General features: G+C 64.1%; 11 protein-coding genes. 3 read left to right on the top strand and 8 right to left on the bottom strand.

The genetic code is table 11. The annotated features are described in order from the left end of the window. Window positions 1-10: 10 nt before the first annotated feature. The 4 genes from P3R38_RS12545 to P3R38_RS12560 are packed head-to-tail and all read right to left on the bottom strand — an operon-like array spanning window position 11 to window position 4,675. The gene (locus tag P3R38_RS12545; protein WP_023380604.1) at window positions 11-445 is read right to left on the bottom strand and encodes a thioesterase family protein; all 435 of its coding nucleotides are present in this window, start codon (window positions 443-445) and stop codon (window positions 11-13) included. Window positions 446-447: 2 nt separating this feature from the next. Next, entirely contained in the window at window positions 448-1,611 is a 1,164-nt protein-coding gene (locus P3R38_RS12550) for an iron-containing alcohol dehydrogenase (protein ID WP_186598853.1), read from the bottom strand. A 41-nt stretch (window positions 1,612-1,652) separates the two neighbouring features. Then, window positions 1,653-3,440, bottom strand: a complete 1,788-nt coding sequence (locus tag P3R38_RS12555) for an acyl-CoA dehydrogenase C-terminal domain-containing protein (protein WP_023380606.1) — start codon at window positions 3,438-3,440, stop codon at window positions 1,653-1,655. Then, window positions 3,437-4,675, bottom strand: coding sequence for a 3-hydroxyacyl-CoA dehydrogenase (locus P3R38_RS12560; protein ID WP_023380607.1), 1,239 nt, complete (start codon window positions 4,673-4,675; stop codon window positions 3,437-3,439). Before P3R38_RS12560 ends, P3R38_RS12555 begins: the two co-directional genes overlap by 4 nt. A gap of 100 nt (window positions 4,676-4,775) precedes the next feature. Between P3R38_RS12560 and P3R38_RS12565 the strand changes: the two genes are divergently transcribed. Next, complete coding sequence (locus P3R38_RS12565) at window positions 4,776-5,675, top strand: LysR family transcriptional regulator (RefSeq protein ID WP_104881760.1); 900 nt, start codon at window positions 4,776-4,778, stop codon at window positions 5,673-5,675. Between the two features lie 101 nt (window positions 5,676-5,776). Next, window positions 5,777-7,735: an alkyl sulfatase dimerization domain-containing protein gene (locus P3R38_RS12570; protein WP_027906940.1), complete on the top strand. Its 1,959-nt coding sequence runs from the start codon at window positions 5,777-5,779 to the stop codon at window positions 7,733-7,735. Window positions 7,736-7,754: 19 nt separating this feature from the next. Here the strand turns inward: P3R38_RS12570 and P3R38_RS12575 are convergent, their stop codons facing one another. The 3 genes from P3R38_RS12575 to P3R38_RS12585 are packed head-to-tail and all read right to left on the bottom strand — an operon-like array spanning window position 7,755 to window position 9,784. Further along, entirely contained in the window at window positions 7,755-8,054 is a 300-nt protein-coding gene (locus P3R38_RS12575) for a DUF202 domain-containing protein (protein ID WP_023380610.1), read from the bottom strand. Next, entirely contained in the window at window positions 8,047-8,433 is a 387-nt protein-coding gene (locus P3R38_RS12580; protein ID WP_023380611.1) for a DUF202 domain-containing protein, read from the bottom strand. The genes P3R38_RS12575 and P3R38_RS12580 overlap by 8 nt, the downstream gene beginning before the upstream one ends. 13 nt (window positions 8,434-8,446) lie before the next feature. Then, on the bottom strand, window positions 8,447-9,784 hold the full coding sequence (locus tag P3R38_RS12585) for a DUF1329 domain-containing protein (RefSeq protein WP_104883893.1): 1,338 nt from the start codon (window positions 9,782-9,784) through the stop codon (window positions 8,447-8,449). Window positions 9,785-9,933: 149 nt separating this feature from the next. Between P3R38_RS12585 and P3R38_RS12590 the strand changes: the two genes are divergently transcribed. After that, complete coding sequence (locus tag P3R38_RS12590) at window positions 9,934-10,896, top strand: LysR family transcriptional regulator (protein ID WP_104881756.1); 963 nt, start codon at window positions 9,934-9,936, stop codon at window positions 10,894-10,896. Here the strand turns inward: P3R38_RS12590 and P3R38_RS12595 are convergent. Next, complete coding sequence (locus P3R38_RS12595; RefSeq protein WP_023380614.1) at window positions 10,881-12,197, bottom strand: MFS transporter; 1,317 nt, start codon at window positions 12,195-12,197, stop codon at window positions 10,881-10,883. The two genes, P3R38_RS12590 and P3R38_RS12595, sit on opposite strands and share 16 nt — an antisense overlap. Between the last annotated feature and the right edge of the window lie 49 nt (window positions 12,198-12,246).

Raw genomic sequence — 12,246 nt, forward strand, 5'->3', positions numbered from 1 at the left:
CCTTGTGCAATTACGCCGGCAGCAAGCGTTCGAACGCGCTGCGCAGTTTGGCGGGAATGGGGACAGGCCGGTGGTCGCGGCGGTCGACGAAAACATGGGTAAAACGACCGGCAGCACAGGCTTGGGGTTGGCCCGCGACGAACACGGCCAGCGCGTACTGCACCGAACTGTTACCCAGCTTGTCGATAGCGATACCCACCTCGATGCGCTGCGGAAACGCAACGGAGGCGTAGTAGTCGCACGCCGAACCGGCCACATAGGCCACAACTGGGTCGCTGTGAACGTCCAGGCCGGCATGCTCGATCAGCCAAGTGTTCACGGCGCTGTCGAAATAGCTGTAGTAGATGACGTTGTTCACATGCCCATACAGGTCATTGTCATGCCAGCGCGTGCTGATCGGCTGGAAGTGACGGTAGGCGCCGCGCAGCGGGCGCTCCCTGGCCATGTTCAGAACGCCGCCTGGTAAAGGGCAAGGGCATCGTCAAGGGTCACCTTGCGCGGGTTGTTGACCAGCAACCGTTGTTGCTGCATGGCGTCCTCGGCAAGCAGCTGCAGACTGTGCCGGGGGACGCCAACGTCACGCAGCCGGCTGGGCAGGCCGCAGCGCGGCGCAAGTTTCTCCAGTTCATCGATGAACTGGCAGCACAGTTCGTGCGGATCACCCGGCAGCAATCGCTCGCCCAACAGTGCTGGAGCCAACGCCGCGTAGTCGGCGAACGCCTCGCGCCGGTTGTAGCGCATGACGTGAGGCAGTACCAAGGCATTGGCCAGCCCGTGTGGTACGTGATAACGCGCCCCTAGCGGGTAAGCGAGCGCATGCACCGCCGCCACCGGGGCATTGGCGAACGCCTGGCCGGCCAGGCAGGCGCCCAGCAGCATGGCCTGGCGCGCCTGTAGATTGCCGCCGTTGTGCACCGCCTGGTCGAGGTTGCGCGCCAGCAGCGCCAGGGCCTCGCGGGCCAACAGGCTCGACATTGGATTGCGCTTGAACTGGCTGGTAGAGGCTTCGATGGCGTGGACCATCGCGTCGATACCCGTGGCGGCGGTGATCGCCGGTGGCAGGCCCAACGTGCGCTCAGCGTCCAGCAATGCCAGGTCAGGCAGCAACAGCGGCGAAATCACCGCCATCTTCGCCGACTCGCCAGTGGTGATCACGGCGATGGGCGTTACCTCCGAACCGGTACCGGCGGTGGTAGGGACCTGGATCAGGGGCAGACGCTGGCCCTTGGCTTGGTTGATGCCGTAGACCGCTTCCAGGCTTTGCTCGCAGTCAGGGTGCGCCAGCAGCGCAACCAGCTTGGCGACATCCATGGAGCTGCCGCCGCCAAAACCGACGATCAGCTCGGCCCCGATGTGGCGGGCACGACCGACCGCTGCCAGTACGCAGGCATGACTGGGGTCGGCACTGACTTCACTGAAAATCGCCGCGCTCAGGTTCGCCTGGGTGAAGCCGGGCAACAGGTCATCGAGCATGCCCAGGCTTGTGATGCCCGGGTCGGTCACGATCAACACGCGACGCGCGCCGCGTTGCTGACACAACTGGGCAAGGCGCCCCGCGGCGCCGACTTCGCACAACAGGTGGGGGGTGGTGGCAAAACTGAATGGCTGCATGTCCGAATTCCTTTTGTTCTTGTAGGGGAACGGCAAACCGGTCAGAAGGCGAAATGCGCTTCATCCAGGCTCATCAGGCACTGAGCACCGCCACGCAACGCCTCGCAGTGGGCACTGGCGCGCGGCAATATCCGCCGCCAGTAGAAAGCCGCCGCATGCAATTTCGCCTGGTAGAACGCGCCGTCGCCGCTACCTGCAGCCAAGGCAGCGCTTGCGCGCTCGGCTGCCCGGAGCCACAGCGCTGCCAGCAGCACGTAGCCTGAATAGGCGAGGAAGTCCACCGACACTGCACCGATCTCCTGAGGGTCGCAGCGGCAGGCATCGAGCACTTCAGCGCTCAGGTTGCGCCACTCTTGTAGACGCTGGATCACCGCCTCGGACATGCCCACCAGTTCTTTTGCGTGGCATTGGCGCGCCGCCGCAAGTAGCTGATCGATCAACAGCCACAGCTGCTCGCCGCCGTCGGCCAATACCTTGCGCCGAACCAGATCCAGGGCTTGGATGCCATTGGTGCCCTCGTACAGCTGGGTGATTCGGCTGTCGCGCATCAGTTGCTCCATGCCCCATTCGCGGATGTAGCCATGCCCGCCATAGAGCTGCACGCCAAGACTGGCGACCTCCTGGCCGACGTCGGTGAGAAATGCCTTCACGATGGGGATCAACAGTGCCGCCTGCCGGCCGGCGGCGGCCCGGTCCTCTGGCTGCTCGCCACCATGCTCCAGGTCGAGCGCCTGCGCCGCGAAAGCCGCCAACATGCGGCATCCTTCGCTGAGGGTTTTCTGGGTCAGCAGCATGCGCCGCACGTCAGGGTGGCAGATGATGGGGTCGGCACTGAGTTCGGGCGCCTGCGGCCCTACGAGGCTGCGCGACTGAAGACGCTCACGGGCATACGCCAGGCCGCCCTGGAAGGCCGCCTCGGCAATGCCCAGACCTTGTAGGCCGACCTGGAAGCGCGCGTCGTTCATCATGGTGAACATACAGGCCAGGCCCTGGTTGGCTTCGCCCACCAGCCAGCCACGGGCGCCGTCGAAGTTCATCACGCAGGTGGACGCGCCCTTGATACCCATTTTGTGTTCCAGCGCGCCGCATTCGAGCGCGTTGCGCGTGCCCAGTCCACCCTCGGCTGAGCACACGAACTTCGGCACCAGGAACAAGCTGATGCCGCGAACCCCGACGGGCGCATCCGGAAGGCGTGCCAACACCAGGTGGACGATGTTGTCGGTCAGGTCCTGATCGCCGCCGCTGATGAAAATCTTGCTGCCGCTGATGCGATAGCTGCCATCGCCGTGCGGCTCGGCCCGAGTGCGCAGCAACGCCAGGTCGGTGCCTGCTTGGGGCTCGGTCAGGCACATGGTGCCGGTCCATTCACCGCTGACCAGCTTGCCCAGGTAATCACGCTTGAGAGCGTCGCTGCCATGCCGGTGCACGGCCAAGGCTGCCCCCTCGGTCAGACCGGAATAGATCCGGAAAGACAACGAGGCGCTCATCAGCATTTCGTGAAAGCATGCCGAGACCATCTGCGGCAAGCCTTGCCCGCCGTATTCCAGCGAGCCGGTCATACCGCCCCAGCCCTGTTCCACGTACTGTTGGTAGGCATCGCGGAAGCCATCGGGCGTGATTACACGGCCCTGTTCGAGGCGACAGCCCTGCTCGTCGCCTTGGCGATTGAGCGGTGCCACCACCTCGCTGGCAAAGCGCGCACCTTGATCGAGAATGCCGTCGATGGTTTCACGGTCCAGCTCATTGCCCAAGCGGGCGCAATGGGCCGTCACGTCGAAGACTTCGTGCAGGACGAACTGCATGTCACGCAGGGGGGCCAGGTAGTTCATGCGCGGCCCTCGCGGACATTGGCCAACGGCTTACCCTCGGCCGCCAGACGCATCAGCAACCCAGACGGGCGCCAGTGCTCGCCGAACAGGCCTTGCAGACGCTCCAGGCGCCCCAGCAACGACCCCAGTCCCTGTTGGTCGGCCCAGCGCATGGGCCCACCGATATCCGCCGGGAATCCATAGCCATGCAGGTAGACGCGGTCGATGTCATCGCTGCAACTGGCAACCGACTCCTCGAGGATCTTCGCACCTTCATTGACCAGTGCCAGCAGGCATCGCTCGCGGATCTCTGCTTCGCCGATCTCACGCGGGCGCACGCCCAGGTCGTGGGCAACCTTGAGCACCAGCGCATCGACCTCGGGGTCGTGCACGGCTTCTCGGCTTCCAGGGGCGTAACGATAGTAACCCTTACCCGTCTTCTGTCCGAAGCGACCCAGCGCACACAGGGCATTGTCGACCTGGGCCAGGGGGGCCTCCATTCCTACGCCGGCCAGCTGGCGGGCACGCCACTCCAGGTCGATGCCAACCACGTCGTACATGCGGAACGGCCCCATGGCCATGCCGAAGGCTTGCAGCGCCTCGTCCACCTGCCTTGGCGTCGCACCTTCCAGCAGTAGTTTGCGGGCCTCGGCGACATAGGTGGCAAGCATGCGGTTGCCGATGAAACCCGGACAGTTGCCAGCCACCACGACTTCCTTGCCCATCCGCTGCCCCAGGGCCTGGGCCGCATCGAGCACGGCAGGCGATGTGCGCTGACCACGTACCACTTCCAACAGCTTCATCACGTGCGCCGGGCTGAAGAAATGCAGCCCCAGTACCTGCTCAGGTCGCTGGGTCACGGCAGCGATCGCGTCTATGTCCAGCGCCGAGGTATTGCTGGCCAGGATTGCTTCAGCTTTGAGGGTATCGTCCAGCGTGCGAAAAATCTCCTGCTTGAGGGCAAGGTTCTCGTACACCGCTTCGATCACCAGGTCGACCTGGGCGAGGTCTGCATAGGTGGTTACCTGGCTCACGCGCGCCAGGCAGGCATCGGCCTCTGCCTGGTCGATGCGACCCTTGGCAACCTGCTGCGCCCAAGTCTGCTTGAGCATCGCCAGGCCCGTCTCCGTGGCGCGCGGGTCGTTATCCAGCCACAACACGGGCAGCCCTGCACGGGCCAGGCTGATGACAATGCCGCGACCCATCGTCCCGGCACCAATCACCGCCGTCTGCTCAACGTTATAGGGAGTATTCACGCATGACGCTCCTGATTCTCAGTGTGAAGGCATTGCCCCCACCCTAGTCAGGCGCCTACTATTTTTGAAATTTTCATTTTCCATCCCATGTATTTTTCGCATGAATATTGGCAACTTCGATCTCAACTTGTTGCGCGTGCTAGACATGCTGCTGCGCGAGCAAAATGTGTCTCGCGCCGCCGAGCGCCTGGCCCTGACCCAGCCCACGGTGAGCAACGCACTGGCCCGCTTGCGCGACCTGCTCGATGACCCATTGCTGGTACGGGTTGGCCGACGAATGCGGCCTACCCCGCGCGCGCTGGCCTTGGAGGGCCCGATCCGTGCGGCCTTACAACAGATAGAGCAGACCCTTGGCGGCGGAGACAGCTTCACGCCATCGATGAGCCACCGGCAGCTGCGCATCGCCCTCACCGACTTTGCCGAACAGCTATGCATGCCCGGGTTATTGACCACCTTGCACAACCAGGCCCCCCACCTGCGCGTGGATGTCGTGCATCTGGCGCCCAACCTGCCGGCCGAAGCCCTCGACCGGGGTGAACTGGACCTGGTACTGGGGCGCTTCGACGAAGTGCCGGCACGCTATGAGCGACGCCACTGGCGCAGCGAGACCCTGCATGTGGCAGTACGCCAGGGACACCCCGACGTCGATGGCGCACTCGACCTGCAGACTTTCCTGGGCTTGCGTCATCTTTGGGTGCACGGCGGCCAGACCCGTGGCATGGTCGATCAGTGGCTGGGCGAGCAGGGTCTAGCCCGGCGTATCGTCTACACCACACCCAACTATCTGCAAGCCGCACACCTTGCCGCCAGTTCTGACTTGTGTGTGGTATTGCCCACCGCGCTGGCGCGCCATTTCGCCCAGTTGCTGCCGCTGCAGGTATTCGACCTGCCCTTCGCCCTGGAACCGTTCCAGCTGGAGCTGGTGTACCTTGCCCACCGCCAGCACGATCCGGCGTTGGCCTGGCTGGTGGCCCGTATCATGGACATACGCGCCGGCTGAGCCATCGCATCCGGGCATGGCAGGGCATACAGCAGAGGTATTGGTTAGGCGCCAAGCTCTGTCCTTAGAGTGGTCGCCCTCAAAACAACAAGGAATGCCCCATGCGCCTACGATCTCTGCCCTACCTGCTGGCCATCGCTCTGCCCTTTACCGCGCACGCCGATTCGCCCGGCAAGGACGCTACCGACCTCACCCGCCAGAGTAATCAGCAATGGCTTCAACGCCTGCCGTTCGCCGACCGTAACGACTTCGCCGATGCTCGCCGCGGCTTGCTCGAAGCCGTGGACCAAGCCGTAGTCACTGCCGATGGCAAAACCGTCTGGGACCTGCAGCGCTATGCATTTCTCAACGGCGAGGCACCGGCCACGGTCAACCCGAGCCTGTGGCGTATCGCCCAGCTCAATACCATCGCAGGCTTGTTCAAGGTCACCGAGGGCATCTACCAGGTACGTGGCCTTGACCTGGCCAACATGACCCTGATCGAAGGCGAGCACGGCCTGATCGTCATGGACCCGCTGCTGTCGGTCGAGACTGCCAAGGCCGGGCTGGCGATGTACTTCCGGCATCGCCCGCAGCGTCCGGTGGTGGCGGTGATCTACACCCATCCCCACGTCGATCACTTCGGCGGAGTGCGCGGCGTGATCGACGAGGCCGACGTCAAGGCCGGGAAGGTTCAGGTCATCGCCCCGCAGGGCTTCTTCGAGCATGCCATCAGCGAAAACGTGTTGGCGGGGCCTGCAATGAAGCGACGAGCGCAGTACATGTATGGCGCACCGCTGCCACGCGGGCCGCGCGGCCAAGTGGACGCTGGCCTTGGCAAGGGTGTACCGGCCAATGCCACGGTCAGCCTGATCGCCCCCACGCGGCTGATCGAAAAACCCATCGAGACGCTGCGCATCGATGGTGTCGATATTGAGTTCCAGCTCACGCCCGGCACCGAGGCACCTGCCGAAATGAACCTGTGGTTCCCTACGTTCAAAGCCCTGTGCATGGCCGAGAACGCCTCCCACGTGCAGCACAACGTGCTGACCTTGCGCGGCGCCCAGGTGCGCGATGCCAAGGTCTGGGCGTACTACCTGGATCAATCGCTGTTGCGCTACGGCAACCAGGCCGAAGTGGTCTTCGCCCAGCACCACTGGCCGACCTGGGGTGGTGAGGCGATCCGCGAGTACCTGGCCGACCAGCGCGACATGTATGCCTTCATCGACAGCCAGACCCTGCGCCTGATCAACCGGGGCCTTGGCCCCACCGAGATCGCCGCCGAACTGACCTCGCTGCCGCCTCGGCTGGCCAGCAAATGGTACAGCCGCGACTATTACGGCTCGCTCAGCCATAACGTGCGTGCGGTTTACCAGCGCTACATGGGCTTCTACGATGGCAACCCGGCGACGCTGAACCCGCTGCCGCCACGCGAGACTGGCGAACATTACGTCAAGGCCCTCGGCGGTGCCGAGCGAGTGCTGACCTTGGCCAAGCAAGCGTATGACAACGGCGACTACCGCTGGGTAGCAGAGCTTACCCGCCACCTGATTTTTGCCCAGCCGGACCATCGCGCCGCGCGCGAGCTGCAAGCCGACGCACTGGAGCAACTGGGCTATCAAAGCGAAAACGCCACCTGGCGCAACGCCTACCTGACCGGCGCGCAGGAACTGCGTAACGGTGTGGCAACCACCGCCAGCAGGGGCGGTAGCGCCGATGACCTGGTGCGAGCCCTGACCCCATCGCTGTTCTTCGACTACCTGGGCGTGCGTGTCGATGCAGCCAAAGCTGCCGCGCAGGACCTGACCATCAACTGGCGCTTCACCGACCTGAACGAGTCCTATGCCCTGACCCTGCGCAATGGCGTGCTTACCCACCGCGACCATACGCAACACGCCAAGGCGGATGTGCAAGTGTCGATGAGCAAGGCCACCTTGGACCTCATCGCACTCAAGCAGACCGGTTTCCTCAAGGAAACCAAGTCAGGTGGCATCGTCATCAGCGGCGAGCGGGAGAAATTCATGCGCTTCATGGCGCAGTTGGACGAACCAGATGGGCGCTTCAACATCGTCACGCCCTGATTGACTCGACAGCGCCGCTCTAGATTGAGCGGCGCAACCACACACACAGCACCAGCAGCGCCACCCCTATGGCACAGAGCGGCACGATGCAGGCGCCTGCGCGTCCTTGCTCGCTGCACAACATGCCCAGTCCTCGGCGGTAGATCCCCCGCTCCCGCACCCGCCCCAGCAACGCCAGCAGCACGCCCATGCCCGCAATGGCGAGCATTTCGCCGCGCCAGGCCAGGCATGCCACTAGCAGCAATGAGACTTGGGTACGCCGCCAGGCCAGCACCGTGCGTTCTGCCTGCAGTCCCTGGTCGACACTGCAATCAACCATGCCAACGCCCCCACAACGCCTCTACCAGCGCAATGCTGGCCAGCGCGCATGCGATGCTCAGCAGCGGTACCAGCCGAGGTAACGGCAATGGCGCTTCGCAACGCAGTGCGCGTTCCACCGTTAACCAGCGCCAGCCAGCGCCCAGGCTTACCAGCAAGCTGGCTGCCAGCAGTGCCATTTCCATCGCCACCCGACCCGGCTGGGGCCAGGCGTGAGCAGCGAATGTCTCGATGGCAATGGCCCCGCCGAGCAACGCCAGGGCTGTGCGGATCCACGCAAGAAAGGTGCGCTCATTGGCCAGGGTAAAGCGCGGGTCGGGAGGCTTGCCCTGACCCAGCAACCAGCGTTCCCACGTACGGTGACGATGATCAGGATTCATCTAGGGTCCTTTTTCAGCGCAGCCCCTGGCTACGCAGTGCGCCGGGTGAGAAGTAAGATGCACTGGTGCGTACATTGAAGGCGAAGGGCCTGGGTTGCTCGTTGGTCAGGCCTGAGAGCTGGTAGCGGCCACTGCGTAGGTCGTAGATCGCCTCCATGGCGTTGACCAGTGACTGCCCCGCCACGTGGTAATAGCTGTGGGCCTGGGCAGTACGCCAAAGCTTTCCCTGGCGATCGTAGAAGTCCGCCTCGACGATGGCCCAGCTGTCCTCGTCCAGGTAGTAGCGACGGCTCGCATAGATATGCTTCGCCCCCGGCTTCAGGGTGCCCACCAGTTCCCAGACCCGGTGCAGCTCGTAACGGGTCAACTGCGGGGTGACATGGCCTGGGCCGACCAGTGCTGCATAACCGACCAGCGGCGATGCCAGGCGATAGCTGTTATAGGGCACGTGCAGGGTCTTCTTACCGACCAAAGTCCATTCATAGAGGTCTGGAGCGCCGTTGAACATATCCCGGCTGTCGGCGGTTCGCAGGCCGGCAGTGCCCGGGGTGATGCTGTCATAGGCCAGCGCCGGTGCGCGACGAACCCGCCGCTGGCTGCTGCTGTACAACCACGACAAGCGCGGCTGCGCCACCTGGTCGAGGGTTTCGTGCAGCACCACGGCGTCGCCGGCCAGGCGCGACGGCGCGGTCAGACGGTAGCTCAGGTAGTACAACACGTTGCCGGTCCGACCTTCGGCCAGTACATCGGGTCGGGCGAAGGTCTGTTGCATGCTCATCGTGACGAAGCGTCCGTCTCCCCGTGGGGTGACACTGTCCGAGGCCAGGCTGTAGCTGCCATTTCGCGGTCGCGTGAGGTGATTCCATAGCACTTGCAGGCCGTTGCTCGGCTGCGGAAATGCGAGCACTCCGGCAAAGCCCTGCAAGCCATTGCCATCGTTGGTCAAATGAACGCTGCTAGCGTTGTGCCGCGCCCACTCGGCCACTTGGGTCGACACCGCGACACTGCGATGCGACGGGTAGACAGGTAGGCGAAACGACTGGGGATAACGCTCGATCAAGGCCACTTGTCCATCCGTGAGCTGCTGACGATAGCGCTGGTAGTTCTGCGCGGTGATGACGTACAGCGGCTGCTCATCGGCGTAGGGATCCAGTGGCGTACCGTTGACCGACAGCGATACCTGACCCGCTTGCAAACCGCCAGTCCATGCCGGGACACTGCCATCGCGGGTAGGCCCTCGTTCGGCGCCCACGGGTGTCAGTTCCTCGGTCATCGGTGTCGCCCCCAGGTGCAGGGCCAACAGGCTGGCGTGGACGAGCAGGATGCAGCGCAGCAGTGCTAAAGATTTCATATCGCGTGGCCTCTTGTATTTACCGGACCTGACCGGGCTTGCCTTGGCCTGCCCTTTCGGGGTGATACTAGGAGCCGCGCTTCGAACCCCACAAATAACGTGTTCGGATACGTGCCATATCAGTTCGGCATACCCTTGGAACCGCTCCAATGACCTTGAAACAGCTCCGTTACCTGATCGCCATCGTCGAAGCTGGCAGCTTCTCTTCCGCCTCACGCCGGTCCTATATCGCCCAACCTGCGTTGAGCAGGCAGATCGGCCTGCTGGAGAGTGAACTGGAGATGCAGTTGCTCGACCGCCAGCACGACGGCATTGCCCTGACCGACGCCGGGCGCCAGTTGTACGAGGTGGCCCGCCAGGTTGTGCAGAAACTCGACTCGGTCAAGGACGAGCTGAAATCCAGCCGCGGCGACCCTAAAGGCCATGTGGCCATCTCCATTCCGGCCACGGCCGCCGACTTGCTGCTACCGGAAATCGTCAGGCGCGCCGAACAACGCTTCCCCGGGGTGACCCTGACGGTGTGGGATGGCCTGAGCCGAGAGGGTGGCCAGGCCATCGAACTGGGCAAAGTGGATTTTGGTGTGGTGCCCAACGCCGAGGAGCTCGAGCATGTGGAAGCCGAGGCAATCTTCACCGAGGCCCTCTACTGGGTCGGCGCCAGCGCGCCGGGTGCCGCCGACACCATCACCCTGGCCGAAGCGGCGGCCACCCGGTTGGTCCTGCCACCCCGCGCGCTACACCTGCGCCGCCGCATCGAGCAGGCAGCCATGGAAGCGGGCGTGCCCTTGGCAGCGGCCTATGAACAGCAATCGGCTCCCGGCATCGCCAGCCTGGTGCGTGCAGGCCTGGCGGCGACCATCAGCAACTGGCCGCCGCTCAGTGAACTGCTTGAACCCACGGCGGCGCGACGCATTGTCGAACCGCGCATCAGCCGCACCATCGCCTTGGCCCATTCGCGCCACAAGCCGCTGTCGTTCGCCGCTGGCTGCCTGCGCGACCTGGTGCGAGGCGTGTTGGTCGACCTGGTCAACAGTGGCCGTTGGCGGGGCGAGCTGATTGGGTGTGAGGCTGAGCCATTGGAGTCCGTGCTTGGTGTTCAGCTTGCGGTCTGAGAGCGCACCCGGACACCCCGCTTGACCACAGCTGGCTCGCGCAAGCGCTGTAACGTGCGCTGCGGATTCAAGGTCGCCAGGCCAACCAATCCGGCCAGCACCAGCACCGCGCCACATACCAGGAAACCCTGGGCGTAACCGGCCGGGTGTTCGGCCCCCGCGCCCTGCACCAGCAGACCAGTCACCACCGGTGCTGCCAGGCCGGCCAGTGAAGCGATACCATTGCCCATCGCGAGGATGCCGCCACGCTGGGCCGCCGGGGTGAACTCGGCGAGCATCGCCGGCCCCACCGAGTACATCACCAACGCCAGGCCCCCACTGAAGGTTAGCGCGGCAACCCGTACCGCAGTGCTCAGCCCAGGCAGGATCAACGATGCCGACAGTAGCCCTCCCAGCACCAGGCACAGCGAGACGAAGACTCCGCGCGCCACCCGCGACGGCATGCCTCGGCGCATCAGACGCTGCGATAGCCAGGCCAACAACAGGCTTAGCGGCGTGGTCACCACCACGAACATGACGAAGATGTGCCCCGTCTGCAGCGGATCGATACCCAGGCCGACCTGCAGGTAACTGGGCACCCAGGTCAAGGTCAGGGCCAGCGACCAGTTGGCTGCGAAGTGGCAAAGGTAGTTGCCAAGGACGCTGGGGTCGCTCAACAACCTGCGATACGGTATCGCCGTGTCATCCGCCCTGAGTTGGCTGGCACGCAGGCGCTCGAGGGTGCCCTCCTTACCCAGTCGCCACCAGAGCAGGCACCAGACCAGGCCGATCAGCGCAAGGATAATGAAGTTGGTGCGCCAGCCATAGTGCAGGCTGACCCAGGGGATCATCGCGCCCGCCACCAGCAGCCCCATGGCACTACCGGCATGCAGCAACGCTACCGGCAGGTTGCGTCGGTCATTGGGGAACCACTTGTACAGCGCATGGGTCGCCACCGGTGATGCCGGTCCCTCACCGATGCCCAGCAACACGCGGCAGGCAACGATCGCCCAGAGTGAGGTGGCGAACAGCATCGGCAGTTGTATCACTGCCCAGAAAAGGCCCATGCCCAACAGCAAGGTCCGTGTCGGGCGCCGGTTGGCCATGAAGCCACCGACCACGGCCGATGCGGCAAAGCACCAATGCAAAGCGCCACCGATCAGACCGAACTCAGTGGCCGTCAGGCCCAATTCGGCGCTCATCGGCACCGCCACCAGGCCGATCACCACCTTGTCGAGGAAGTTCACCAGCATCAGCAATGCCAGCAGGACGGCCACCAGCCAGGCCGTACGAGGGTTGGGCAGCGAAGAATCTGCAGTCATGGCAAGTACTCTTGTTCTTGTTGTGGGGTGTTGCAAGGCCGCCCCAAGG

It is taken from the genome of Pseudomonas sp. NyZ480 (genome assembly GCF_029537255.1).
In the GTDB taxonomy this organism is placed as follows: domain Bacteria; phylum Pseudomonadota; class Gammaproteobacteria; order Pseudomonadales; family Pseudomonadaceae; genus Aquipseudomonas; species Aquipseudomonas taiwanensis.